The organism is Roseovarius sp., from assembly GCF_965228755.1.
Classification (GTDB): Bacteria; Pseudomonadota; Alphaproteobacteria; order Rhodobacterales; family Rhodobacteraceae; genus Roseovarius.
Window position 1 is genome coordinate 262,841 of sequence record NZ_CBDDIG010000009.1, and the last position, 23,476, is coordinate 286,316.

The following is a 23,476-nucleotide window of genomic DNA, read 5'->3' on the forward strand; positions in this document are numbered from 1 at the left end:
TTATCAAGAACCAATACTTTTGATAATAAAGCCGTTCCGGAATTCTCGATGACAACCACGATCCATCCGCCCCTGGACGGCCGACCCGTTTCGATCAACGCCGCCCGCGCGGATGTCTCGGCCTATCACAAGGCGGGGCCCGACCTGATCCTCGTCTTCAACGACGGCCGGTCGATCATCATCACCGATTATTACCTGCGTCCCCTGGAGGATGGCAGCCAGTCTCTCGCGTTCTCCGACGGCGCCTACCCGGTTGCCGGAACACATGCCAGCGACGACAGCTTCGTCAACATGCTGGCCCTCACCGCCACCGGCCTCGTCGCCACGGGCGCCCTGACCGCGATCGTCTCGGAAGGGCGCTCGACACCGGACAGGCTGCCAAACCGCCCGCCCGAGGCAAGGGACGATTACGCCGAGGCCGAATTCAACGAGACGATCTACATCGACGTGCTGGCCAACGATTCCGATCCCGACGGTGACGAACTGACGATCACGTCCCTCTCGCTGCCTCCGGAAAGAGCCACGATCGTGACCACGGAAGACGGCCAGCAACTCATCAAGTACATGGCCCGCGACGGCATCCGTGATGACCTGTTTGATATCATTCTCTTTCAATACACGGTCTCTGACGGGAACGGCGGTACGTCGACGGCCACGGTCTCCGTCGCGATCGATCCGTGGCAGCCGGGCGATCCCCCGGTCTATCCCTTCGGCCCGCCCCCCGGGGCCGAGGACCAGCCGCAGGCGACCGGCACGACCATCTCCGCAAGCGCCATGTCCGCCGCCGACATGCCCTCCCCGGGAATTGAGCTGCACGACATGTTTCCGGCCGATGATGGGCCGGGCGAGACCATCGGACAAGGCGGCCTCTTCGCCTCCGCGGATGCCGGGCCGTCGGGGATGACGGGCAACGATCTGGCTTTGGCATTCGACCCGGGGCCGGGCGTCAACCCGCTCGGCGACCCCGACCTGTTCGCCGCCGATCCCGTCCTCTGACCCCAACGATCTGCCGCCCCAGAGCGGCCGATCCTCCTCGCAGGGCGGGCACCACCCCACCACCCCCGACATCAGACCTTGGTAAATTCCATCCGGTAGACCACCGACTCCCCCGTCGCCGGGTCCACCCCCGGCGCGCCGCTGATCACCAGCCGATCACCCTCCAGCGTGAACGGCCGGGACAGGTCTCCGCCCCAGGCCGGGTTCCATGAGCCGTCGACATGATGCACCACCCGGTCCTCCTCCAGGTGGTACGAGGCGACATAGGCCAGCATGTCATCGAAAAGCGCCGCCTTTTCGGCCTGCGTCCAGCCGCCGGGCTTCGGCGCGGGCCGGTCCCGCCGCAGCACCGTCGCCATCATCCGCCCGTCGGCGTGATAGGCGATATACCCGATCGGCGCGGGGCCCAGCGCATCCGTCACCTCCCCCGTCTCGACAGAGGTGCGGGTCCACGCCTCCATCCGCCACGACCCGATCAGCGCGCTTGCATTCGCCATCTCCGTCTCCCTCGAACCGAATCCGTCTGCCGGTTTTGCCAGCCCACCATACCCCGCCCGGCGCCCCGTTGCGCCCGGTCCCACATTTCGTACCGCCCCGCATCGCGCGCCACATTAACGCCCGCCCTCACGGACCCGAACACCGACGCGATACCGACGTAATACCGACGTGATACCGACGTCCCGACCCCTTCAAAGCAAGGCCGTTAACCATCGAATCACGCCGCACCGCGGACTCACCGGGAATTTTTCAGGGTTTCTGCCCGATCTTCGGCTCCGTCCCGGCCTTCAAACGCCAGATATTCTCCCGGTGCCGCACGAAAACGAGGATCGTCAGAACCACCCCCAGCAGGAACATCCGCGGATGCCCCAGCGCAAAGACCCACAACGTCGACAGCGCCGCCGCCATCAGCGCGCCCATCGAAGAAATCCTTGTGACAGCGACAGTTACGGCCCATGTCAGGCAAGCGGCAAGCCCCACGGGAAACGCCAGCGCCAGCAAGATGCCAAGGAATGTCGCCACCCCCTTGCCCCCCCGGAACCCCAGCCAGACCGGGAAGCAATGCCCCAGGAACGCCGCCAGCCCGGCAAGCTGTGCCGCGTCCTCCCCGGTGATCCACCGCGCCAGCAACACCGCCACCGCGCCCTTCGCACCATCGAGCAACAACGTCGCCGCCGCCGCCCGCTTGTCACCGGTCCGCAGAACATTGGTCGCCCCGATGTTCCCCGACCCGATCTCGCGCAGATTTCCCAAGCCCAACCAACGGGTTAGCAAGATCCCGAACGGGATCGACCCCAGCAGGTAGCCGATCACGGCCCACAGCAGGAGAAGCATGATCGGTGTGTCCATCAAGGGCATGTGAAAGCGCCTCTTCCGTATTCAGTGATATCACTCGTCAGGCAGTAGATACGCCGCGCCGTTCTCCGGGACAACCATGACCGGCGAAACCACGTCACGCCCCCGGACAACCTCGAAAACTAGACGCGATTGCGGATGGCTCTCGGTGATGAAAAGCCGCACCACTTCGGCCATCATGTCCTCGGCATGAACCAGCCGCGGATCGGTGAAAAAGACCCTCTCCCGACACAGATGCGCGACCCAGCAGCGCTCCATGCCGTTTCCGGCCATCATGTCCTGGAACAGCTTGTCATGTGCCAGAAGGGTGGGCGTCATCCACTCGTCGGACCCTTCGTAATAGAAGGCTGCCAGCCCCGCCTCGTTGACATCCTCCATACAGATCTCGCGCGCGATGCCTCGCTCGTTTTCCATTGCCCGTTCAAGGGCTTGCGGCCCAGTCAGCCCAAGGGCCCCGAGGTGCTTTCCCGTCACCGGGTGCACGGTGCCCGGCGTTTCCAGCGCGGCCATCCAGACAAGGTCGCCGGCAAAGGGCGCGGCCCAGACCCCGGGGTGATCGGCCGGAAGATCTTCCCCGTTCTCGAAAAGCGGCCGCGCGATTTCCGCGTCCCGCCCCATGTAGCCGATGTGGCGGATCAGGGGCCGCAACATGCCGGCCTCCACGGTGATGTTATCCGGGTCCTCCGCCATTGCGGCGGTGAACTCGCGCAACAGGTCGTCCGTCTCCAGGCCATCTCCGAGCATGGCCCTGTATGTCTTCCACATGTTCGTCATGTCGACGGTCGTGGGGGCTTCCTGTTGCTCGGAATGCCATACATGCAGCCCGGCCTCCCCCTCGCTCGCGACCCTGGCTACACTGGCAGAGTCCTGTAACCGCGAGCTTATCTCGTCCCGGAACGCCTCCAGGGACATTCCCCGTCTTCTGCCAAACCACTTCCTGAGCATGAATTTTCCAAATAGATCTTCAGTTTCGCTATTCGGCGAAGACGCATTCGCCGCCCACGTAAGTGGCCAGCACGCGCCCCTGCATGCGCTGGCCGTCAAAGGGCGTATTCTTGGATTTCGACCGCAGGGTTTCGCGGTCCATGATAAAGGGCTTGTCGGGGTCGAACAGCACCAGGTCGGCCGGCGCCCCCTTGCCCAGACGCCCGCTTTCCAGCCCCAGCCGCTTGGCGGGGTTGAGCGCCAAGGCCTTGAAAAGCTGGGGCAAACTCAGGTCGCCGGAATGGTAAAGCCGCATCGCCGCGGGCAGCAGCGTCTCCAGCGCCACCGCCCCGCTCGCCGCCTCCTCGAAGGGCAGGCGCTTGCTTTCCTCGTCCTGCGGCGTGTGCATCGAAGAGATCGTGTCGATCAACCCCTCGCGCACCGCCTCGACCACCGCCATCCGGTCCTCCTCCGACCGAAGCGGCGGCTTGACCTTGAAGAAGGTCCGGTAATCGGCCACGTCCAGTTCGTTCAGCGTCAGGTGATGGATCGAGGTGCCCGCCGTCACGTCAAACCCGTTGTTCTTGGCCCTCTCCAGCGCCGGCAGCGCCCGCGACGCGGTGATCTGGTCGGCATGGTACCGCGCCTTCGTCATCTCGATCAGCGCGATGTCCCGGTCCAGCCCCATCCGTTCCGCCATCGGTGACACGGCCGGCAACCCCTTGAGAGAAGAGAACTTTCCGCTTGTGGCCGAGGCCCCGGCCGACAGCACCGGCTCCTGCGGATGGGCGATCACCAGCGCGCCCAGGCTGCGCGCATAGCTCAGCGCGCGGGTCAGCACCTTGGTGTCGGTCACCACGTGATCGCAATCGGTAAAGGCCACGGCGCCGGCATCCATCAGGAAGCTGATCTCGGTCATCTCCCGGCCCTCGCGACCCTTGGTCAGCGCGGCCATGGCCAGCACGGTCACATCCGCCGCCTCCTGCGCCCGCCGGGCCACGAATTCCAGCGTTTCCGGGCTGTCGATCGCCGGCATCGTATCGGGCCGCGTCACCATCGTCGTGACCCCGCCCGCCGCCGCCGCCAGCCCGGCCGAGCGATAGCTCTCCTTGTGCCGCTCGCCGGGCTCGCAGACCTTCACGCCGATATCGACGATCCCCGGCGCCAGGCACTTGCCCCCGCAATCGACGGCCTTCTCGGCCTTCGGCGCCTCGCCGCTGCCCCGGTCCAGCACCTTGCCACCGCCGGCCAGAAGCCAGCCCGGCGCGTCCGTGCCAGCCTCCGGATCGATCAGCCGGGCGTTGTAAAAAAGGGTCTTCAAACCGCCTGCCCCTTCTGAATGTCTCGCATCATCCGATACACCTCCGCCCCGTTCTCGATCCGTTCAAAGCCCACGTCAACGCGGTAATGCCCGTTCTTCTTCCGCCGCATTTCGTGGTTGAACATGATCGAGGCCGGTTCGCCCCCATCATAGTCGATCACCGTCGATTTCGTGATCGGATAGCTCTTGAGGCTGCGGCCCCGGAACGGCAGGTCGGTCGCGATGAAGGCCCGCCGGTCGGTCAGCGTGTACCACGTATGCCGCCGCCGCCACGCGCTCCAGAAGGTCGAGCCGAAGGCGATCCCGACCCCGACGAAGAAATGCAACAGCCCGAACATCCAGAAGAACCCGCCCGCCTGCGAGGCCAGCACCATCCACACCAGCGCGAAGCCCGCAAAGAACAGACCGAACAGGAAGCCCATGATATTCCCGGCTTTCAGCGTCATGCCCCCATCCGGCCGCCCCTGCCAGAGCACGGTTTCGTCGTCGTCGAGGATGCCCTTCCAGCTGTCTGCCCCGGTCATGCGCCCCTCCCCGCCCCGGCGCGGCGCAGCCGGGCCAGCGTGGCGTCCCGGTCGGCCTGGTACTTCAGCAGGTGCTTGTCGCCGGTCGCCGTCACCACCTGCACCGCCGAACCGAGGCCGCGCAGGCGCTCGATTTCCCCGATCCTGATCTGGCGTCCGTTCGGGCCCAGCAACCGCTGGTCGGTCAGCACCCAGCGTACCGCCATTTCCTCGGACAACAGGTACCACGACCGCAGGCCCACCGCCGCCAGCCCGCCGACGGCGCCCGTCCAGACGTGCGGGTTGCCGATGGCCCACAGAACCGCCATGCCGCCGGCCATGCCAAGCGCGGCCATCCACGCCTGATCACGCCAGTACGTCGCCCGGTCGGGCGCGAATTCCGCCAAGATGTCCTCGCCCTCGGCCGGCACCGGCCGGGACAGGGCGGCGTCGCTCACCGGGCCACCAGGACGAGGGTCAGGATGATCGCCAGCGCGACCACCCCCGCCACCGCCCAGAGCCAGTTGCGCTGGCGCGGCGCCTCCGCTTGCCCGGAACCACCCGACACCGTGCCCTGCGCCGATCCCGAGGGCAGCGTGTCGAACGAGACCGGCGGACGGTTTTCCGAGAAGCTCCCGATCAGCCGCAGCGGCGCGCGCGGCGTCAGCGTCTGCGCCTTGCCACCAAGGGCTTTCGACGTCACCACCATCACCCAGCCCTGCTGTGCATCGAGGCGGGCGCGCATGTCCTGAAGCTGATCGCGGGGGATGCCCATCCCCTCTTCGAGATAGCCGGCAAGGCCCACCCCTTCGAGGTCGCTCGCCTGGAACACCTCCACATGGTCGGGGTCCAGCGTTTCGGCGCCCAGCGCCTTCTGGACCGGCCATTCGCCGTTGCGCCGGTTGAAGCTGGCCGCCTCCTCGCCTTCGAGGTCGACCGCGAACACCCACACAAGGCCGCGTTCGCTTGCCTTCACGTTGATCTTGTCGCTCATACCATCACCTCTCTGGTTCGGCTGGCGCGAAGGTTCCGCGCCAGAAGGTCCATCGCCGCCATACGCACGGCGACCCCCATCTCCACCTGGTCCTGGATGACGCTGCGGTTGATGTCGTCGGCGATTTCGCCGTCGATCTCGACCCCCCGGTTCATCGGGCCCGGGTGCATTACGATGGCGTCGTCCTTCGCGTAGGCCAGCTTCTCTGCATCCAGCCCGTAGCGGAAGTAGTATTCCCGCTCCGACGGGATGAAGCCGCCGTCCATGCGTTCCTTCTGAAGCCGCAGCATCATCACCACGTCGACGTCGCGCAGCCCTTCCTTCATGTCCTCGAACACCTCGACCCCGAAGTCGGAAATGCCCGACGGCATCAGCGTCGGCGGCCCGATCAGCCGAACGCGGTTCTCCATCTTGTGAAGCAGAAGTATGTTCGACCGCGCCACCCGCGAATGGGCGATATCGCCGCAGATCGCGATGCTGAGGCGATGCAGCCGGCCCTTGGCGCGGCGGATGGTCAGCGCATCCAGCAGCGCCTGCGTCGGGTGCTCGTGCCGCCCGTCGCCCGCGTTCAGCACGGCACAGTTCACCTTCTGCGCAAGCAGGTCCACCGCCCCGGAATGCGGGTGCCGCACCACCAGCAGGTCGGGATGCATCGCGTTCAGCGTCAGCGCCGTGTCGATCAGCGTCTCGCCCTTTTTGATCGAGCTGGCCTGCATTCCCATGTTCATCACGTCCGCGCCCAGCCGCTTGCCCGCCAGTTCGAAACTCGCCTGCGTGCGGGTGGAATTCTCGAAGAACATGTTGATCTGGGTCAGCCCGGCCAGCGCATCGCCGTGCTTCATGTTGGACCGGTTGAGGTCCACATACCGCTCGGACAGGTCGAGAATGGTGCTGATTTCCGGGGCCGCGAGGGGCTCGATCCCCAGGAGATGGGTTTGTGAAAAGCTCATCCGCCGCTCTCTCTTGTCTGGGCCGGGTTATAGGAACGCCACGGTGCGGAGTCTAGCGGATCACGAAGTCGTTGGCTTGCGGGGGCCAAGACGAGAACATATAGTGAACATCATGGCTGCGATGACCCTCGATCAGAAACTGGCGATTCTTTCCGATGCCGCGAAATACGATGCCTCCTGCGCGTCGAGCGGCGGCGCGAAGCGTGACAGCCGCGATGGCAAGGGGCTGGGGTCGGTCACCGGGTCGGGTATCTGCCACGCCTATGCGCCCGATGGCCGCTGCATCAGCCTGCTCAAGATCCTGATGACGAATTTCTGCATCTACGACTGCGCCTATTGTATCAACCGGGTCAGCTCGAACGTCAAACGCGCGCGCTTTTCCCCCGAGGAGGTGGTGCACCTCACCCTCGAATTCTACCGCCGCAACTATATCGAGGGGCTGTTCCTCAGTTCCGGCATCATCCGCTCGCCCGATGACACGATGGCCGACATGGTGCGCATCGCCCGCACCCTGCGAACCGAGCACCGCTTTCGCGGCTATATCCACCTCAAGACCATCCCCGACGCCGACCCGAAATTGATCGAGGAGGCCGGGCTTTACGCCGACCGGCTGTCGATTAACGTCGAGCTGCCCACCGACACCGCCGTGAAATCCTACGCGCCCGAGAAATCGCCCGACCAGATCCGAAAGGCGATGGCCGATGTGCGCATCCTCAAGGAAGAGCGGAAGGAGAAGAGCTTCACCGGCAAGCGCCCGCCGCGGTTTGCGCCGGCCGGGCAGTCGACCCAGATGATCGTGGGGGCAGACGGGGCCAATGATGCCACGATCCTGAAAACCTCCACCCGGCTTTACAGCAGTTATCGGCTGAAACGCGTCTATTACTCGGCCTTCTCGCCCATCCCCGACGCCTCGGCCACCTTGCCGCTGATCAAGCCGCCTCTGATGCGGGAGCACAGGCTCTACCAAGCCGACTGGCTATTGCGGTTCTACGGGTTCGACCTGGGCGAGATCACGGGGGCGACACAGGGCGGTAACCTCGATCTCGAGGTCGATCCGAAACTCGCCTGGGCACTGGCCAATCGGCATGTCTTCCCGGTCGACGTGAACCGGGCCGACCGGGAAACGCTGCTCCGCGTGCCGGGGTTCGGGACGCGCACGGTGACCCGCATCCTCGCCACCCGCCGCCATCGCGGCCTGCGCTACGAGGACCTGCAGCGCATGGGCGCCAACCTCAAGAACGCCCGCCCCTTCATCACCCTCCCCGGCTGGAGCCCGCGCAACACGCTCGACGCCGCCGACCTGCGCGCGCGCTTCGCGCCGCCGCCCGAACAGCTGGCACTGTTCTGATGCACCGGGTCGACCTGCCCACCGTCGGTACCTTCGAGGCGTGGCGCGATGCGGCGCGGGGGCTTCTGTCGGCGGGCGTCCCGCCGGAGCGGGTGCTGTGGCAGCATGGCGAGGGGGCGGGCGACCTGTTCGTTGACACCAGCCCCCTGCCGAAGGCCGAAACCACCCGCCAGATCACCGTGCCCAAAGGGTTCCTGACCGTCACTCACCTCGCCCTCTGGCACCGTGACCCCGAGCGGTTCGCCCGCGCCTATTCCCTGCTCTGCGCGTTGCAAGACATTCCCCGACTGATCCACGACCGGGGCGACCCGCGTGTCGCCAAGCTCAACGCCATGGCCAAGGAGGTGGGCCGCGACAAGCACAAGATGACCGCCTTCGTCCGCTTCCGCGAGATCGGCGAGCCTGACGCCCCGCGCCGCCGCTTCGCCGCCTGGTTCGAGCCGTCGCATTTCATCACCGAGCCCACCGCACCCTTCTTCGCCAAGCGCTTCGGCGACATGGACTGGACGATCTTCACCCCCGACCTGACCGCGCACTTCGAGGACGGCAACCTGCGCTTCGCCCCCGGCGCGCCCAAGCCCCCGCTGGCCGAGGACGACACCGAAACGCTCTGGCGCACCTATTTCAGGCCGCGCCGACGCTGGCGCCGGCCCGCGCGGGCCGCATCCTGCACCGCCTGCACAGCGACCGGGAGGACGTGCCGGCCATCGACAGCGAAGCCGAGTTCCGCGCCGCGCTTCAGGGCTGCCGCCGCTGTCCGCTCTGGGAAAACGCCACCCAGCCGGTACCGGGCGAAGGGCCGCTCGATGCCAAGCTGATGTTCGTGGGCGAACAGCCGGGCGATCAGGAGGACCTGACCGGTCGGCCTTTCGTCGGCCCCGCCGGGCGGCTGTTCGACGAAGTGCTGGGCGAGGCCGGGATCGACCGGGCCGAGGCTTACGTCACCAACGCCGTCAAGCACTTCAAGTTCAAGCCCCGTGGCAAGCGGCGCCTGCACGAACCGCCCAATGCGCACGAGATCCAGCATTGCCGCTGGTGGCTGGATATCGAGCGCAAGCGGGTGCAGCCCGGCCTGATCGTGGCGCTGGGGGCGACGGCACTGGAAAGCCTGACCGGCAACCGCAAGGGCTTGCTCAAGCGTCGCGGCACGGTCGAAGCCGTAGACGACGGCACGCCAGTCTTCGTCACTGTCCACCCCAGCTTCCTCCTGCGCCTGCCCGACCGGGCGCAACAGGCCGAGGAACGTGCCCGGTTCCGCGACGACCTGCGCGCCGCCGCCGCGATGGTGGCCTGACCCGCTTTTCCGGGTTCAGACCTGCCCGGCCTTGCGATACGCTGCGACCGTGGAATCGGAGCTTTCATATCACGCCGCCCGCGCCCTGCTGGAATGGCATATCGAACTCGGCGCGACCGAGGCGATCGGCGACCTGCCGGTCAACCGCTATGAAATCCCGGCCGCCGCGCTTGCGCCCAAGCCCGCGCCGGACCCCCAGCCCACAAGGGCGACGCCCCCCCTGCCGCCACAGGCGCCCGAGGTCGACCCGGTCGACGTGGCCCGCGCAGCGGCCGCCGATGCGGGCGACCTGAGGGCGCTGGAGGCGGCGATGGCCGACTACCCCCATTGCGAACTGAAGATGGGCGCCCGGAACCTCGTCTTCTTCGATGGCAACCCCGCCGCCCGCGTGATGATCATCGGCGAGGCCCCGGGGCGCGACGAGGACATGCAGGGCAAGCCCTTCGTCGGCCGCGCCGGGCAGTTGCTCGACCGGATGCTGGCCGCAATCGGCATGGCCCGCCATGCCGAGGATCCGGCCCGCGCGGTCTACATCACCAACGTCCTGCCATGGCGCCCGCCGCAGAACCGCGACCCGACGCCCGAGGAGATCGCCATGCTGCTGCCCTTCGTGCAGCGGCATGTGGAGCTGGTTGACCCCGAACTGGTCGTGCTGATGGGCAACACGAGCTGTCAGGCCGGGCTGGGCCGGCGCGGCATCACCCGGCTGCGCGGCACCTGGACCCAGGCCTATGGGCGGCCCGCCCTGCCGATGTTCCATCCGGCGGGCCTTTTGCGCAATCCGCATAACAAGCGGCACGCCTGGGCCGACCTGCTGGAGTTGCAGGCGCGGCTCGAGGGGGAAACATGAAGGTACTGGCCTTTTCCGACCTGCACCTCGCCTGGCCCCGTGCCGCCGCGCTGGTCGAGGCCAGCCACGACGCCGACCTCGTGATCGGCGCGGGCGATTTCTGCAACATGCGGCAGGGGCTGGCCGAGGCGATGGACCTGCTGGACGGCATCACCGCCCCCTTCGTCGTGGTGCCCGGCAATGCCGAGAGCTTCGAGGAGTTGCAGGCGGCGGCCAACCCGGGGATGCGCGTGCTGCACGGCACCGGGGTCGACGTAAACGGGATGCACGTGTTCGGGCTGGGCTACGGCGTGCCGGTGACGCCCTTCGGCGACTGGAGTTGCGACCTGTCCGAGGAACAGGCGACGGAGATGCTTGGCGCATGCGAGACAGCCGACATCCTCGTCCTGCACTCGCCGCCCAGGGGCGTGGCGGACGTGACCTCGGGCGGGCAATCGGTCGGCTCGACGGCAATCTACGAGGCCATCGAGCGCATCCAGCCCAGGCTCGCCTTCTGCGGCCACATCCACGACAGCTGGGGGCAATCGGGCAGGATCGGCGATACGCAGGTTGTCAATCTCGGCCCGCGCCCCAACTGGTTTGACGTGTGATGGTCGATCTGCTGACCCTTCTCGCCTTCATTCCCGCCGCGCTGGCGCTGAACCTGACGCCGGGGGCGGACATGATGTTCTGCCTCGGGCAGGGCCTGCGCGCCGGGCCGGGGCCGGCCATTGCCGCCAGCGCGGGCATCGCGCTGGGGGGCATGGTGCATGTGACGCTGGCAGGGCTCGGCCTCGGGGCCGCGGTCGCCACCCTGCCGTGGCTTTTCGACGTGATCCGCTGGGCCGGGGTCGCCTACCTGCTCTGGCTCGCCTGGCAGGCCCTGCGCCACCCGCCACAGGCCGGCGATGCGCCAAAGGTCCGCCCCGCCCGCGCCTTTCGCGACGGGATGGTGGTGAACCTCACCAACCCCAAGGTGATCCTGTTCGTGCTGGCCTTCCTGCCGCAGTTCATCGACCCGGCCAAGGGCAGCGTCCTGTTGCAGTTCCTGATCCTCGGCTCGGTGATCGGGGTGGGCGGTTTCATCGTCAATTCCGCCGTCGGCATTTTCGCGGGCGGCCTCGGGCGCCGGATGACGCAATCGCCCGCCTTCTCGCGCGGCATCGGCTATGTCTGCGCCGCCATCTTCACGGGCCTCGCCCTGCGCCTTGCCCTGATCGAAAGGACCTGACCCGCCATGAGCCGCATCGACGAGAACCGGGAGTTCATCCCCGTCCGCATTGCCGTTCTGACCGTCAGCGACACGCGCGACGCTTCCGACGACCGCTCCGGCAACACGCTGGCCGACCGGATCGAGGCGGCGGGCCATGTCCTGGCCGACCGGATGATCGTACGCGACGAACGCGACCAGATCGTCGAGCAGCTGCGCGAATGGGTCAATGACGACCGGATCGACGTGGTCATCTCCACCGGCGGCACCGGGCTGACCGGGCGCGACGTGACGGTCGAGGCACATCGGGATGTCTACGAGAAGGAGATCGACGCCTTCGGCACCGTCTTCACCATCGTCTCGATGAAGAAGATCGGCACCAGCGCGGTACAGTCGCGCGCCACCGGCGGCGTGGCGAACGGCACCTACCTCTTCGCCCTCCCCGGCAGCCCCGGCGCCTGCAAGGATGCGTGGGACGAAATCCTGCAGCCTCAGTTCGATTATCGCCACCGTCCCTGCAATTTCGTGGAAATCATGCCCCGGCTTGACGAAAATCTGCGACGGAAATAGCGGCCTCGGCCGTAGAACCCCCGTGCACTTGGCTTTCACGCCATTCCGACTACTATCACCGGACGCCCCGAGGGGCCCGTTTCAGGGGTTCTACGAAGCCGTATGAGATTCCTCCGCCAAAGCCTGACCGGCCTGCTTTTGCTGTCGCTGACGCTGGGTCTGCTGGTCTATGCCGGCCAGATCGTGTTCTCCGCCGTGCAGGAGCGGATGGCGGACGAGCCGCGCGTGCCCGAGCGGCGTGAACGGGTCTTCGCCGTCAACGTGGTCGAGGCGCGCGAACAGACGATCACGCCGGAACTGACCGCCTACGGCGAGATCCAGAGCCGCCGGACGCTGGAAATCCGCGCCAAGACGACCGGTACGCTGGTGACGCTGGCGGACAATTTCGAGGAGGGCGGCGTCGTCGAGGCAGGCCAGCTTCTGGCACAGGTCGACCCGGCCGATGCGGAGTTTGCCCTGAACCGCGCCGAGAGCGAGCTGACCGACGCGCAGGCCGAGAAGAAGGAGGCCGTTCGCGGGTTGGAACTGGCGCAGGACGAGCTCGACGCGGCCGAGGAACAGGCCACGCTGCAGGAAAAGGCCTATCAGCGGCAGGTCGACCTGGAAGATCGCGGCGTCGGCACTTCGGCGGCGGTGGAAACCGCCGAGCTTGCAGCAGCGCAGGCGCGTCAGGCCGTCATCGCGCGCAGACAGGCGCTGGCCGTGGCCGAGGCCCGCATCGACCAGGCCGATACCAGCCTGGCCCGCGCGCGCATCGCCTTCGACGAGGCCGAGCGGCAGCTGGCCGACACCCGCATCGTCGCCGGGTTCTCGGGCACGCTGAGCGATGTTTCCGTGGTCGAGGGCGGGCTCGTGTCGGCCAACGAACAGCTTGGCACGCTGGTCGACGGCAACGCTCTCGAGGTCTCCTTCCGCGTCTCCACCCCGCAATACGGCCGGCTTCTCGACGAGACGGGCAGCCTGATCAAGGCGCCGGTCTCGGCCTATCTCAGCGCCTACGGGCTCGATCTGGAAGCCAGGGGCGTTATCAGCCGCGAAAGCGCTGCGGTGGGCGAAGGCACCACCGGGCGGCTGCTGTTCGCGCGGCTTTACGAGGCCCCGGCGATGAAGCCCGGCGATTTCGTCACCGTCCGGATCGAGGAGCCGTCGCTCGAACGGCTGGTGCGGCTGCCCGCCTCCTCGCTGGGGCCGAGCGGTACGGTGCTGGTGCTCGACGAGGAGAACCGCCTGAGGACGCTTCAGGTCGAACTGCTGCGGCGGCAGGGCGACGATATCCTTGTGCGCGGCGAAGGGCTGCCCGGCGCCCGCGTGGTGGTCGAGCGCACGCCGCTTCTGGGCGAAGGCATCCGGGTACGTCCGCTCACCCCCGGCGTTCAGGAGGAGCCGGAGGCAGACCCAAGCACGCTGGAGCTGTCCGCCGCGCGCCGCGAGCGGCTGATGGAGTTCGTCGAGGCCAGCGCCGACATGAGCGAGGAGGTCAAGCGCCGCCTGCTGGGCCAGCTTGAACAGGAGCGCGTGCCGGCTCGGGTCGTCGAACGGCTTGAACGCCGGATGGGGGGCTGAGCCCTTGGCCCGCGCCCCCTCTCCGCGTGTTGCCGGTGTGCTGTCCTATTTCACGCGCCACCGCACCGCCGCCAACCTCCTGCTCGTCGTGCTGGTGGTCCTTGGCCTTGCCGCCCTTCCGAAGATGCGGGCGCAGTTCTTTCCTGACGTGGTGATCGACAGCATCAGCGTTTCGGTCACCTGGGAGGGGGCCAGCGCCGAAGACGTTGACAACGCCATCGTGCAGGTGCTCGAACCCGTGCTGCTGGCGGTCGAGGGCGTCGAGAGCAGCGAGGCCGACAGCCGCGAGAACGCGGCCTCCATCGCGCTGGAATTCGAACCCGGCTGGGACATGAGCCGCGCCGCCGACGAGGTGCAGGGCGCGGTCGACACCGTGACCACCCTGCCCGACGATGCCGACGAGCCAGAGGTCCGCCGCGGGGCGTGGCGCGACCGGGTAACCGACGTGGTGATCACCGGCCCGGTGGGCCCCGAACAGCTTGGCCTCTTCGCCGACGAGCTTGTCCGGCGCCTGTTCGAGGCGGGCGTCACCCGCACCACGATCCGGGGCATCGCCGCGCCTGAAACCATCGTCGAGGTGCCGTCGACCAACCTCATCGCCTATGACATCACCATGGCCGAGATCGCCGCCGCCGTCGGCGCCGAGGTCGATGCCAACCCGGCCGGTGACGTCGAAGGCTCGAACACCCGCGTACGCACCGGCACCGAGAAGCGCAACGCCGACCAGATCACCGATATCGTCCTGCGCTCGAACCGCGACGGCACCAAGCTGACGGTGGGCGACGTGGCCACCGTGCGGGTCGAGGGGGTCGACCGGAACCGGCAGTATTTCGTGGGCGAGAACCCGGCCATGTCGGTGCGCGTCGACCGCTCGGCCCAGGGCGACGCCATCGCCATACAGGAAACAGTCGAGGAGGTATCGGCGAGGCTCCAGAACACCCTGCCGGAAGGGGTGGAACTGTCGCTTATCCGCACCCGGGCCGAGGCAATTTCCGGCCGCCTGAGCCTGCTGCTCGATAACGGGCTGACCGGGCTGGCGCTGGTGGTGCTGCTGCTCTTCCTGTTCCTCAACGCGCGCACCGCCTTCTGGGTGGCGGCGGGTATTCCCGTGGCCCTGCTGGCGGCGGTGGCGATGATGTACCTGGGCGGGCTGACCTTCAACATGATCTCGCTGTTCGCGCTGATCATCACGCTGGGCATCGTGGTCGACGACGCCATCGTGGTGGGCGAACATGCCGACGCGCGGGTGCGCAAGCTGGGCGAAACCCCCGTCGAGGCCGCCGAGCGCGCGGCGCATCGCATGGCGCTTCCGGTTTTCTCGGCCACGCTGACCACGCTGATCGCCTTTTTCGGGCTGGTCGCAATCGGCGGGCGGTTCGGTGACCTGATCATCGACATCCCCTTCACGGTGATCGTGGTGCTGATGGCCTCGCTGGTGGAATGCTTCCTGATCCTGCCCAACCACATGTCGCATGCGCTGGCCCATTCGGCCAAGGCGCACTGGTATGACATGCCCAGTCGGGTGGTGAACCGCGGCTTCGTTTGGGTCCGGGAAACCCTGTTCCGGCCGTTCATCGGGCTGGTGATCCGGGCGCGCTACGTGGTCTGCGCGGCGATCATCGTCGTCCTTGCCACGCAGGCGGCGCTGTTCATCAAGGGCGACGTGACGTGGCGGTTCTTCAACTCGCCCGAACAAAGCAGCGTCACCGGTAACTTCATGATGGCGCCGGGCGCCACGCGCGAGGACTCGGTCGAGATGATGCGCGAGATGCAGCGCGCAACCGAGGCGCTGGGGGCCGAGTACGAGGAACGCTATGGCCGCAACCCGCTGGCCTTCGTGCTGGCCGAGATCGGCGGCAACAGCGGGCGCGGCCTGTCGGGGTCGGACACCAAGGACGAGGACCAGCTTGGCGGCATTTCCATCGAGCTGATCGACGCCGACCTGCGCCCCTATTCCAGCTTCGCCTTCGTGGGTGAACTGCAGGAGCGGGTGGAGATGCACCCGATGGCCGAAACCGTCAGCTTCCGCGGCTGGCGCTCGGGCCCGGGTGGCGATGCGCTCGATGTCGAGTTCTTCGGGGCCACGGCAGAGACGCTCAAGGCGGCCTCCGAAGCTTTGAAGGCCGCGCTGGCGCAGTTTCCCGAGGTGTCGGCGGTGGAGGACAACCTCGCCTATGACAAGGAAGAGTTGATCCTCGACCTGCCCCCGCAGGGGCAGGCGCTTGGGTTCACCATCGACGAGCTGGGCCGCGTGCTGCGCAACCGACTGACGGGCATAGAGGCCGCCACCTATCCCGACGGCCCGCGCAGCGCCGAGGTGCGTGTCGAGCTGCCCGAGGGTGAGCTGACAGCCGATTTCCTCGAACGGATGCAGATGCGCACCCCGTCGGGCACCTACGTGCCACTGGCCGATATCGTCAGCGTCGACCGGCGCACCGGCTTTTCCACCGTCCGGCGCGAAAACGGGCTGCGGCTGATCAACGTGACCGGCGACATCTCGGAAGACGATGCCGCCCGCGCCTCGGAGATCATGGAAGCGCTGGAGGAAGAGATCCTGCCCGAGATTGCCGCCACGCACCAGGTTGAATGGAGCCTTTCGGGATTGTCCGAGCAGGAGAACGAGTTTCTGAACGATGCAAGGCTGGGCCTGATCCTGACGCTGACCGGCATCTACCTCGTGTTGGCCTGGGTGTTTGCAAGCTGGACCCGGCCGATGGTGGTGATGGCGGTCATCCCCTTCGGCCTGATCGGCGCGGTCTACGGGCACTGGGTGTGGGACGTGCCGCTGTCGATGTTCACCGTGGTGGGCCTTCTGGGCATGACAGGCATCATCATCAACGACTCGATCGTGCTGGTCACGACGATCAACGAATACGCCAGCGAACGGGGTGTGATCCCGTCGATCATCGACGGCGCGGCCGACCGGCTCAGGCCGGTGATGCTGACCACGATGACGACGGTGCTGGGGCTGGCGCCACTGCTGTTCGAACGTTCGCAACAGGCGCAGTTCCTGAAACCCACGGTGATCACGCTGGTCTACGGGCTGGGCTTCGGGATGGTGCTTGTCCTGCTGCTGGTGCCCTCGCTGATCGCCATCCAGCACGACATCAAGCGCCGCACCGGTTCGCTGCGGCGGGCGCTGGCCGCGCCGGTGGCGTCGGTCCGGCTGACCGTGACCGCGGCGCTGGCCGTGGTGGTGGCATGGCTGGTGGCGACCATGGGTCTGACATGGGCGACCGGCCATCTGCCGCAGCCCTTCACCGAGGCGCTGCCGATGCTGGCCGGCGCCTCGCCGATGATGGCGGCGCTCGGCCTCTATCTTGCCGGCGCGCTGCTGATCGTGTTGCTGGTGCTGACCGGCGTCGGGATCGCCTACCTCGTCCGCCGGCGTCAGCCGGCCGGACAGCCCTGAATATCCACCGCCCGCGACTGGCCCACCACGGTGATCCGGATGCCCGAGCGGTTCAGGGCAAAGGAGCGCCCCTCGACATGGTAGAGCTTCGTCTCGGCCACCAGCCGGCTGCCCTTCCGAGCCGTGCGGGCGGGCGCGACCCAGATGCGCGGGTCGTCCACCTCGACGATCGCCGTCTCGGCGCCGCCGGTGCGAGGCATGTCGATCTCGGCCCTGAGGCCGATGCCGTCCTCTATGGGCGAGATGCGGCACGAGACGCGGGCCACCTTCGCCTCCTTCGCGGTATAGGGCCGGCTGGCCAGCGCCGCGGCGATGCGCGGGTCGGGCTGGCGGCTGTCGCCGGGCAGCAGACCCGAGACCTGCAGCTCGACCGGCACGCAGACATCCTTGCAGACGCCCATCTCGACCCGGCCGTTCAGGGCCACGTCGCGCCCCGCCTGGCCCGGCGCCACGCGGATCGGCAGGATCACCGAATCCTTGTAGCCGATGGTCCGCAACCCGTCCTCGACGGTCACGCTGGGGGTGGGCCAGACGATCTCGACCCCCGACAGGTTGCCGGAGCGGCGCCAGTCGAACTGTGGCGGAATGCCCGAGTCGCCCGGCGCGCGCCAGTAGGTCTTCCACCCCGGCCGCATCCGCACCTCGAGCCCTGCCATATGGACCCCGCTCGCCGTGCGCCAGCCCGGCAGCACGCGCATCTCGACAAGGTCCGACCCCTGTTGCGCCTGCGCGGGGCCCAGCGACAGCGCCACGCAGACAGCCGCGGCAAAAAGGCGAAAAGCTTTACACATCATGAACCTGAAATGAGTGATAAGCGTTGAAATGCCAAGTCACTTTCCGGCGAGACGCGTGCGGTATTGCCGCCGCGCGCCGGATCACATGCTTGCACTGGCGAAGGCCAGCCCCCATCATTGGGATAACGAAAACGTGCGGAGATACGGTTTGAGCGAGATCGACCTGAACGGAAAGCTGCTGATTGCCATGCCGGAAATGGGCGATCCGCGTTTTGCCTATTCGGTCATATTCCTGTGTGCCTATTCCGAGGAAGGCGCGATGGGGCTTGTGATCAACAAGCCGACGGACGATCTGCGCCTGACCAATCTTCTCGAACAACTTGAAATCACGCAAAGCGACGACGCGCGCGATATCGCCGTGCATTTCGGCGGGCCGGTGGAACACGGGCGCGGCTTCGTGCTGCACGATTACGGCTATCACTCGTCGATCTCGACGCTGGACGTGTCGGAAGATTTCGCCATGACGGCGACGCTCGACATTCTCGAGGACCTCGCCCAGGGCCGCGGGCCGGGCCACGCGATCATCACGCTGGGCTATGCCGGCTGGGGCCCCGGGCAGCTCGAGGGCGAGATTGCCCAGAACGCATGGCTGACCTGCGAGGCCGATCCGGAACTGGTGTTCGAAACGCCCGACCCGATGAAGTGGGAAGCGGCGCTGAAGAAGCTCGGCATCAGCGCCCTGACCCTGTCGGCGGAGGCGGGGCGCGCGTAACGCCCCGCACATTGGCTCAGTTCGCGTAGGTCGAGCCTTCCTCGTCGAGGATGGCCATCAGTTCGGCAAGGTGACGTTCGGCCTGGCCGGGATAGTCCTCGATTTCCTGCGCGGTCTTCTCGGCGATCTCGTCGGACAGAACGCGCAGCGGCCGACCGGTCTGAAGCGCGCGGATATAGGTCTCGGCGGCGCGTTCGAAATAATACATCCGGTTGAACGTCTCGGCCACGGTCGACCCCATCACCATGATGCCGTGGTTGCCCATGATCATCACGGTCTTCTTGGGGTCCTGCAATTGCGCGGCACAGCGGTCGCCCTCCTCCTCGAAGGCCAGCCCGCCATAGCCGTCGTCGATCACGTAGCGGTTGAAGAAGGCGGCGCAGTTCTGGTCGATCGGCGGCAGGCTGCTGTCGGCGAGGCTGGCCAGGACGGTGGCGTGGATGGAATGCACGTGCATGACGCAGCGGTGATGCGGGCATTGCCGGTGGATCGCACCATGCAGGCCCCAGGCCGTGGGATCGGGCGCGCCGGGAAGTTTCAGCGTTTCGGGATCGTTGGCATCGAGCAACAGCAGGTCAGAGGCCTTGATACGGCTGAAATGCACCTGGTTGGGGTTCATCAGGAACTGCGTGCCATCCTCGTTCACGGCGAGGGAAAAGTGGTTGGCCACGGCCTCGTGCATATTGAGCCGTTCGGTCCAGCGGAAGGCGGCGGTCAGCTCGACGCGCTCCTGCCAGTACGAGATGTTGGGGGTGTGGGCGGTCTGTGCAGCACTTGTCATATCGGGCTCCTGTTCAGCTTTGCCACAGGGTGACAGTGCGCGCGGTGCTTTACAAACGATGGATTCAGCGGCATGCCATTAGGAAAACTAATGGATTTGTCGTGCGTTTTTCATGAGCGGAAATGCCTTCCCTCCCCTGTCCTGGCTGCGCGCCTTCGAGGCCGCGGCACGGCACCTGTCCTTCACCCTCGCGGCGCAGGATCTCAACCTGACCCAGTCGGCGGTCAGTCAGCATGTCCGCAGCCTCGAGGATTATCTCGGGCGGGAACTCTTCATCCGCCGCACCCGCGCGCTGCAACTGACCGAGGCGGGGGCGAACTACCTGCCCACGGTGCGCGAGGCCTTCGAGGTGCTGGCGCGGGGCACGCGCCGGTTCACCGGTGGCGATCAGAGCAACGCGCTGATCCTGCAATGCAACATGGCCTTCTCGGTCTTCTGGCTGGCGCCGCGCCTGCACCGGCTTTACGCCGCGCATCCGTGGCTGGTGCTGAACATCGTCACCGCGCTTTGGGATCCGGAAACCCGGGCGCGCGAGGCGGCGGTCGAGGTGCGCTTTGGCCGTCCGAGCGACATGTCGGGCATCGCCACCCGGCTGACGACCGATGTCTGCCGTCCGGTCTGTCATCCCGATTACATGGGCGGCGCGCCCGACCTGGCGAAGGCGCGGCTTTTCGACTGTTCGGGGATCATGGGCAACTGGGAATCCTGGGTGGGCCATACCGGGCGGCGCTTCGGCGAGGAGCGGGCCGTCAACCTGGCCTCGACCTATGTGGTCGCGATCCAGGCCGCGCTCAACGGGGCGGGGATGGCCATGGGGCACGACACGCTGACTCATGACCTCGTGCAATCCGGGCGGCTGATCGAGCCGTTTGGCGACACGGCACCGCTGCCCGAGGGATATTTCCTCCTCCTGCCCGCCCAGCACGAGCAGACCCCGGCCACCCGCGCCTTCACCGACTGGCTGACCGGGGAAATCGCCGCCTGCCCCTATGCCTTCACCGGCTGAGCCGCCGCCGATCTGATGCCCGGCGCTAGGCCGTCAGTCAGGCCCTTCCCCCCTGGCTCCGGCACAGTTTCGGGGAGGTGCCTCACTCCTTCACTCGGCGCTTCGAGACGTAGGGCTCCACGAACATGTAAAGCCCCGTCAGCAACAGCAGGAACAGCGGCACCAGCGCCAGCATGTAGACCCACACCGGCGGCTCCTCTCCGCCGAAGGTGGCGGCGAAATTGTAGATCACGGCCAGCGTGAAGACGATGCAGATCCAGCGATGGCTCTGCCGGACCCATTTGTTCAGTTTCATCTCGGGTTCCTTTCCTGAGGTCAGTCGAGGCGTTCCAGAACCAGCTCGAGCCGGTCGAAGAATTGCGGCCACCCGGCCCGTGCACCGCCGTAGTAACGCGGCTGGTCGCTCTTGAAGCCGGTCTGCTCCATCCGCAGCCTCGTGCCGCCGGGCACGGGGGTCAGGGTCCACGTCACCACCGATCGCAGGTCGCCGGCATTCCAGCTGTAGGCCAGAAGCCAGTGCGGATCGGCCTGCTGTACCTCGCATTCCACCTCGCCCCAGTCGGCGCTGAACGTGAAGCGGTGGCCGACCTCCGGCTCGAACTCGGTCTTCATCAGCCACTCGCCGATCAGGTGGGACCGGGTCAGCGCGCGCCAGATCTTCTCGGGCGGGTGCGGCATCTCGCGCTCGACGACGACGGTGCGCGTGTCGGGCTGCGTTTCGGGGCGCGCGTTGGTCATTGGTCCATCCTTCTGAGCAGGTCTTCGAGGTCGTCGAACCGGGCCTGCCAGAACCCCTTCATCTGCTTCGTCCAGTCGTTCAGCGGGTCAAGCGCCTCTGGCCGGGCGGCGTAGAATGTCCGGCGGCCATCGGGGCGGCTGCCGACCAGCCCCGATTGCTTCAGCGCGCCGAGGTGTTTCGAGACGGCGGGCTGCGAGATGCCGGCCTGATCGGTGAGCGAGGCCACCGTCTGTTCGCCGTCTCGGCAGAGACGTTCGAAGATGGCGCGCCTCGTCGGGTCGGCGAGCGTACGGAAGACGATGTCGTGGGGGTCTGGCATGATCGACTCATATCCGTGCAGTTATGAATCGACTCATAACCCTGCCGCTATGATGACGCAACCCTAAGCGGCAGACGGCGCCGCCACGGGCGAACAAGCCTCGGCACGTGTCGGCCCGGCGACAGGTTCGGGCGAACGCGATACACCGGACGCATTGTCCCTCCCGCGAAAGCCTGTAGCTTGGCCGAGAGACTTCGGAGCGGGCAGGATGCAGGCACCTCGACAGGAAACCACCGACCCGGCCCCCGACCTGATCGTGATCGGGGCGGGGTTCGGCGGGATCGGCATGGCGGCGCGGGCGCTGCGGGCCGGGTTGAAGGTGCTGGTGCTGGAACGCGCCAAGGACGTGGGCGGCACGTGGCGCGACAACATCTACCCCGGCTGCGCCTGTGACACGCAATCGCATCACTACAGCTTTTCCTTCGCCATGAACCCCGACTGGTCGCGTATCTATGCCCCCCAGCCGGAAATCCTGGCCTACCTGCGGCGCACGGCGGAGGAGACGGGCGTGACCGGGAACCTGCGCTGTGGCGCCGCGGTGCGCCATGCGCGCTGGGACGAGGATGAGGCGCGGTGGCATGTCACGACAGAGGATGGCGCGACGTTTTCCGCACGGTTCCTCGTCTCGGCGGTGGGCCAGCTCAACCAGCCGATGATACCGGACTTCGAGGGGCGCGAGACCTTTGGCGGCAAGTTGATGCATACGGCCGAATGGGACGCCGGCTATGATCTTACGGGCAAGCGCGTCGTGGTGATTGGCAACGCCGCCAGCGCCGTGCAGGCGATCCCGCAGATCGCCCGGGTGGCAAGCCACCTGACGGTGCTGCAACGCTCGCCCAACTGGCTGGTGGCCAAGGGTGACCGGCCGTTCGAGGACCGCGAGAAGCGCCGCTTCCGGGCCTTTCCGTTTCTGCAGCGGCTCTATCGCTGGTCGATCTACTGGCAATGGGAGCGGAGCTGGCCCGAGTTCATCGACGGCTCGCGCCAGTCGCGGCGGCAGACCGAGGCGAACCGCCGCCACATCGCGGCGGAGGCGGGGGAGCTCGCGTCCGAGCTGACCCCCGATTACCCGCTGGGCTGTCGCCGCATCCTGCTGGCCGACGATTACTACCCGGCGCTCCGCCGCGACAACGTGAGCCTGGTGACGGACCAGGTGGACCGGCTGACGCCGGAGGGGCTGCTGACGAAGGGCGGGCAGCGGATCGAGGCCGATTGCATCGTGCTGGCCACCGGCTTTCACGCCCGGGATTTCCTGCCGGGCATGACGGTCGAGGGCCGCGACGGCCAGAGGCTCTCCGATACATGGGACCAGGCCGACGGGCCGGAGGCCTATCTCGGCATCGCGGTGCCCGGTTTTCCGAATTTCTTCCTGCTGTATGGACCGAACACCAATCTCGGCCACAACTCGATCATCTTCATGCTGGAATGCCAGATCCACTATGTCCTGCGCGCCATCGCCAGGCTGCGCAGGCGCGGCGCGCGCCGGATCGAGGTCACGCCGGAGGCCCTGCAACGGCACCGCCGCGCACAGGAGCGCGAACTGGCCCGCACCGCATGGGCCGGGCGATGCACGAGCTGGTACAAGACCGCGACCGGCAAGATCATCAACAACTGGTCGGCGGGGACAGTGAAATACTGGTGGCTGACACGCCGGCCGAAGCCGCAGGATTTCACCACGCGGTGAGGCGTGGGTGGGGGTTGGTAGCGGAGGACCGACTTAGATTTAATACCCCCATCAGCTTTGGGACATGGGCGGCATAAATAAACAATTTATTCCAATAACTTATAGCATTATTCACCTGCAAATCTCTTTCTGAATAAATGCAAACAGAATCTATTTCCAGCAAGGACAAGATCA

General features: G+C 66.7%; 25 protein-coding genes and 1 pseudogene. 13 read left to right on the forward strand and 13 right to left on the reverse strand.

The annotated features are described in order from the left end of the window. Positions 1-48 precede the first annotated feature (48 nt). On the forward strand, positions 49-996 hold the full coding sequence (locus ACO07J_RS17585; RefSeq protein WP_422031334.1) for an Ig-like domain-containing protein: 948 nt from the start codon (positions 49-51) through the stop codon (positions 994-996). A 71-nt stretch (positions 997-1,067) separates the two neighbouring features. Here the strand turns inward: ACO07J_RS17585 and ACO07J_RS17590 are convergent, their stop codons facing one another. The 8 genes from ACO07J_RS17590 to ACO07J_RS17625 form a co-directional block, all read right to left on the reverse strand. Further along, on the reverse strand, positions 1,068-1,493 hold the full coding sequence (locus ACO07J_RS17590; RefSeq protein WP_422031336.1) for a lipocalin-like domain-containing protein: 426 nt from the start codon (positions 1,491-1,493) through the stop codon (positions 1,068-1,070). Positions 1,494-1,743: 250 nt separating this feature from the next. Next, positions 1,744-2,352 (reverse strand): glycerol-3-phosphate 1-O-acyltransferase PlsY, encoded by a 609-nt coding sequence (plsY, locus tag ACO07J_RS17595; RefSeq protein ID WP_422031338.1) that lies wholly within the window; start codon positions 2,350-2,352, stop codon positions 1,744-1,746. 30 nt (positions 2,353-2,382) lie between these two features. Continuing rightward, positions 2,383-3,093: a hypothetical protein gene (locus ACO07J_RS17600; RefSeq protein ID WP_422031340.1), complete on the reverse strand. Its 711-nt coding sequence runs from the start codon at positions 3,091-3,093 to the stop codon at positions 2,383-2,385. 229 nt (positions 3,094-3,322) lie between these two features. Beyond that, positions 3,323-4,594, reverse strand: coding sequence for a dihydroorotase (pyrC, locus tag ACO07J_RS17605; RefSeq protein ID WP_422031342.1), 1,272 nt, complete (start codon positions 4,592-4,594; stop codon positions 3,323-3,325). Then, positions 4,591-5,118 (reverse strand): aspartate carbamoyltransferase catalytic subunit, encoded by a 528-nt coding sequence (locus tag ACO07J_RS17610; RefSeq protein ID WP_422031344.1) that lies wholly within the window; start codon positions 5,116-5,118, stop codon positions 4,591-4,593. Before ACO07J_RS17610 ends, pyrC begins: the two co-directional genes overlap by 4 nt. Continuing rightward, positions 5,115-5,555 carry a hypothetical protein gene (locus tag ACO07J_RS17615; RefSeq protein WP_422031346.1) on the reverse strand — a complete coding sequence of 147 codons (441 nt, stop codon included), beginning with the start codon at positions 5,553-5,555 and terminating at the stop codon, positions 5,115-5,117. The genes ACO07J_RS17610 and ACO07J_RS17615 overlap by 4 nt, the downstream gene beginning before the upstream one ends. After that, positions 5,552-6,091 (reverse strand): hypothetical protein, encoded by a 540-nt coding sequence (locus ACO07J_RS17620; RefSeq protein WP_422031348.1) that lies wholly within the window; start codon positions 6,089-6,091, stop codon positions 5,552-5,554. The genes ACO07J_RS17615 and ACO07J_RS17620 overlap by 4 nt, the downstream gene beginning before the upstream one ends. Next, a complete protein-coding gene (locus ACO07J_RS17625; RefSeq protein ID WP_422031350.1) occupies positions 6,088-7,041 on the reverse strand; it encodes an aspartate carbamoyltransferase catalytic subunit in 954 nt (317 codons plus the stop codon). Before ACO07J_RS17625 ends, ACO07J_RS17620 begins: the two co-directional genes overlap by 4 nt. Positions 7,042-7,153: 112 nt before the next feature. Between ACO07J_RS17625 and ACO07J_RS17630 the strand changes: the two genes are divergently transcribed. The 9 genes and pseudogenes from ACO07J_RS17630 (at position 7,154) to ACO07J_RS17670 (ending at position 17,267) form a co-directional block, all read left to right on the forward strand. Continuing rightward, a complete protein-coding gene (locus tag ACO07J_RS17630) occupies positions 7,154-8,389 on the forward strand; it encodes a putative DNA modification/repair radical SAM protein (protein ID WP_422031352.1) in 1,236 nt (411 codons plus the stop codon). Then, positions 8,389-8,958, forward strand: a pseudogene (locus ACO07J_RS17635) (TIGR03915 family putative DNA repair protein); the annotation flags it as partial. The gene ACO07J_RS17630 and the pseudogene ACO07J_RS17635, both read left to right, overlap by 1 nt. A gap of 107 nt (positions 8,959-9,065) precedes the next feature. Next, positions 9,066-9,683: a UdgX family uracil-DNA binding protein gene (locus ACO07J_RS17640; protein ID WP_422031422.1), complete on the forward strand. Its 618-nt coding sequence runs from the start codon at positions 9,066-9,068 to the stop codon at positions 9,681-9,683. A gap of 49 nt (positions 9,684-9,732) precedes the next feature. Continuing rightward, positions 9,733-10,533: a uracil-DNA glycosylase gene (locus ACO07J_RS17645; protein ID WP_422031424.1), complete on the forward strand. Its 801-nt coding sequence runs from the start codon at positions 9,733-9,735 to the stop codon at positions 10,531-10,533. Further along, positions 10,530-11,123 carry a metallophosphoesterase family protein gene (locus ACO07J_RS17650; protein ID WP_422031354.1) on the forward strand — a complete coding sequence of 198 codons (594 nt, stop codon included), beginning with the start codon at positions 10,530-10,532 and terminating at the stop codon, positions 11,121-11,123. The genes ACO07J_RS17645 and ACO07J_RS17650 overlap by 4 nt, the downstream gene beginning before the upstream one ends. Beyond that, on the forward strand, positions 11,123-11,743 hold the full coding sequence (locus ACO07J_RS17655) for a LysE family translocator (RefSeq protein WP_422031356.1): 621 nt from the start codon (positions 11,123-11,125) through the stop codon (positions 11,741-11,743). The genes ACO07J_RS17650 and ACO07J_RS17655 overlap by 1 nt, the downstream gene beginning before the upstream one ends. Before the next feature lie 6 nt (positions 11,744-11,749). Next, positions 11,750-12,292: a molybdenum cofactor biosynthesis protein B gene (moaB, locus tag ACO07J_RS17660; RefSeq protein ID WP_422031358.1), complete on the forward strand. Its 543-nt coding sequence runs from the start codon at positions 11,750-11,752 to the stop codon at positions 12,290-12,292. A 102-nt stretch (positions 12,293-12,394) separates the two neighbouring features. Beyond that, on the forward strand, positions 12,395-13,855 hold the full coding sequence (locus ACO07J_RS17665; RefSeq protein ID WP_422031360.1) for an efflux RND transporter periplasmic adaptor subunit: 1,461 nt from the start codon (positions 12,395-12,397) through the stop codon (positions 13,853-13,855). A 4-nt stretch (positions 13,856-13,859) separates the two neighbouring features. After that, positions 13,860-17,267, forward strand: coding sequence for an efflux RND transporter permease subunit (locus tag ACO07J_RS17670; protein ID WP_422031362.1), 3,408 nt, complete (start codon positions 13,860-13,862; stop codon positions 17,265-17,267). Here the strand turns inward: ACO07J_RS17670 and ACO07J_RS17675 are convergent. Continuing rightward, positions 17,246-18,019 carry a protein-disulfide reductase DsbD domain-containing protein gene (locus tag ACO07J_RS17675; RefSeq protein WP_422031364.1) on the reverse strand — a complete coding sequence of 258 codons (774 nt, stop codon included), beginning with the start codon at positions 18,017-18,019 and terminating at the stop codon, positions 17,246-17,248. The two genes, ACO07J_RS17670 and ACO07J_RS17675, sit on opposite strands and share 22 nt — an antisense overlap. 199 nt (positions 18,020-18,218) lie before the next feature. Here ACO07J_RS17675 and ACO07J_RS17680 point away from each other — a divergent pair, with 199 nt between their 5' ends. After that, positions 18,219-18,773 (forward strand): YqgE/AlgH family protein, encoded by a 555-nt coding sequence (locus tag ACO07J_RS17680; protein ID WP_422031426.1) that lies wholly within the window; start codon positions 18,219-18,221, stop codon positions 18,771-18,773. A 16-nt stretch (positions 18,774-18,789) separates the two neighbouring features. Here ACO07J_RS17680 and ACO07J_RS17685 read toward each other — a convergent pair whose 3' ends face one another. Then, positions 18,790-19,554 (reverse strand): class II aldolase and adducin N-terminal domain-containing protein, encoded by a 765-nt coding sequence (locus tag ACO07J_RS17685; protein WP_422031366.1) that lies wholly within the window; start codon positions 19,552-19,554, stop codon positions 18,790-18,792. A 112-nt stretch (positions 19,555-19,666) separates the two neighbouring features. On the opposite strand from ACO07J_RS17685, the gene ACO07J_RS17690 reads away from it, so the two are divergent. Further along, complete coding sequence (locus ACO07J_RS17690) at positions 19,667-20,560, forward strand: LysR family transcriptional regulator (RefSeq protein WP_422031368.1); 894 nt, start codon at positions 19,667-19,669, stop codon at positions 20,558-20,560. An 82-nt stretch (positions 20,561-20,642) separates the two neighbouring features. Here ACO07J_RS17690 and ACO07J_RS17695 read toward each other — a convergent pair whose 3' ends face one another. From ACO07J_RS17695 to ACO07J_RS17705, 3 genes are read right to left on the reverse strand one after another with little or no spacing between them, the layout of a single operon-like run. Next, on the reverse strand, positions 20,643-20,855 hold the full coding sequence (locus ACO07J_RS17695; RefSeq protein ID WP_422031370.1) for a hypothetical protein: 213 nt from the start codon (positions 20,853-20,855) through the stop codon (positions 20,643-20,645). A 20-nt stretch (positions 20,856-20,875) separates the two neighbouring features. After that, on the reverse strand, positions 20,876-21,298 hold the full coding sequence (locus ACO07J_RS17700) for an SRPBCC family protein (RefSeq protein WP_422031372.1): 423 nt from the start codon (positions 21,296-21,298) through the stop codon (positions 20,876-20,878). Beyond that, positions 21,295-21,618: an ArsR/SmtB family transcription factor gene (locus tag ACO07J_RS17705; protein WP_422031374.1), complete on the reverse strand. Its 324-nt coding sequence runs from the start codon at positions 21,616-21,618 to the stop codon at positions 21,295-21,297. Before ACO07J_RS17705 ends, ACO07J_RS17700 begins: the two co-directional genes overlap by 4 nt. Before the next feature lie 208 nt (positions 21,619-21,826). Here ACO07J_RS17705 and ACO07J_RS17710 point away from each other — a divergent pair, with 208 nt between their 5' ends. Continuing rightward, on the forward strand, positions 21,827-23,302 hold the full coding sequence (locus tag ACO07J_RS17710; protein ID WP_422031376.1) for a flavin-containing monooxygenase: 1,476 nt from the start codon (positions 21,827-21,829) through the stop codon (positions 23,300-23,302). The last annotated feature ends 174 nt before the right edge of the window (positions 23,303-23,476 follow it).

Excerpts from the sequence above, each read along its gene's own strand:
- ACO07J_RS17585 (WP_422031334.1), top strand. The coding sequence starts at position 49 with ATGACAACCACGATCCATCCGCCCCTGGACGGCCGACCCGTTTCGATC.
- ACO07J_RS17590 (WP_422031336.1), bottom strand. The coding sequence starts at position 1,493 with ATGGCGAATGCAAGCGCGCTGATCGGGTCGTGGCGGATGGAGGCGTGG.
- plsY (WP_422031338.1), bottom strand. The coding sequence starts at position 2,352 with ATGCCCTTGATGGACACACCGATCATGCTTCTCCTGCTGTGGGCCGTG.
- ACO07J_RS17600 (WP_422031340.1), bottom strand. The coding sequence starts at position 3,093 with ATGCTCGGAGATGGCCTGGAGACGGACGACCTGTTGCGCGAGTTCACC.
- ACO07J_RS17610 (WP_422031344.1), bottom strand. The coding sequence starts at position 5,118 with ATGACCGGGGCAGACAGCTGGAAGGGCATCCTCGACGACGACGAAACC.
- ACO07J_RS17620 (WP_422031348.1), bottom strand. The coding sequence starts at position 6,091 with ATGAGCGACAAGATCAACGTGAAGGCAAGCGAACGCGGCCTTGTGTGG.
- ACO07J_RS17625 (WP_422031350.1), bottom strand. The coding sequence starts at position 7,041 with ATGAGCTTTTCACAAACCCATCTCCTGGGGATCGAGCCCCTCGCGGCC.
- ACO07J_RS17630 (WP_422031352.1), top strand. The coding sequence starts at position 7,154 with ATGGCTGCGATGACCCTCGATCAGAAACTGGCGATTCTTTCCGATGCC.
- ACO07J_RS17650 (WP_422031354.1), top strand. The coding sequence starts at position 10,530 with ATGAAGGTACTGGCCTTTTCCGACCTGCACCTCGCCTGGCCCCGTGCC.
- ACO07J_RS17655 (WP_422031356.1), top strand. The coding sequence starts at position 11,123 with ATGGTCGATCTGCTGACCCTTCTCGCCTTCATTCCCGCCGCGCTGGCG.
- moaB (WP_422031358.1), top strand. The coding sequence starts at position 11,750 with ATGAGCCGCATCGACGAGAACCGGGAGTTCATCCCCGTCCGCATTGCC.
- ACO07J_RS17665 (WP_422031360.1), top strand. The coding sequence starts at position 12,395 with ATGAGATTCCTCCGCCAAAGCCTGACCGGCCTGCTTTTGCTGTCGCTG.
- ACO07J_RS17685 (WP_422031366.1), bottom strand. The coding sequence starts at position 19,554 with ATGACAAGTGCTGCACAGACCGCCCACACCCCCAACATCTCGTACTGG.
- ACO07J_RS17690 (WP_422031368.1), top strand. The coding sequence starts at position 19,667 with ATGAGCGGAAATGCCTTCCCTCCCCTGTCCTGGCTGCGCGCCTTCGAG.
- ACO07J_RS17695 (WP_422031370.1), bottom strand. The coding sequence starts at position 20,855 with ATGAAACTGAACAAATGGGTCCGGCAGAGCCATCGCTGGATCTGCATC.
- ACO07J_RS17700 (WP_422031372.1), bottom strand. The coding sequence starts at position 21,298 with ATGACCAACGCGCGCCCCGAAACGCAGCCCGACACGCGCACCGTCGTC.
- ACO07J_RS17705 (WP_422031374.1), bottom strand. The coding sequence starts at position 21,618 with ATGCCAGACCCCCACGACATCGTCTTCCGTACGCTCGCCGACCCGACG.
- ACO07J_RS17710 (WP_422031376.1), top strand. The coding sequence starts at position 21,827 with ATGCAGGCACCTCGACAGGAAACCACCGACCCGGCCCCCGACCTGATC.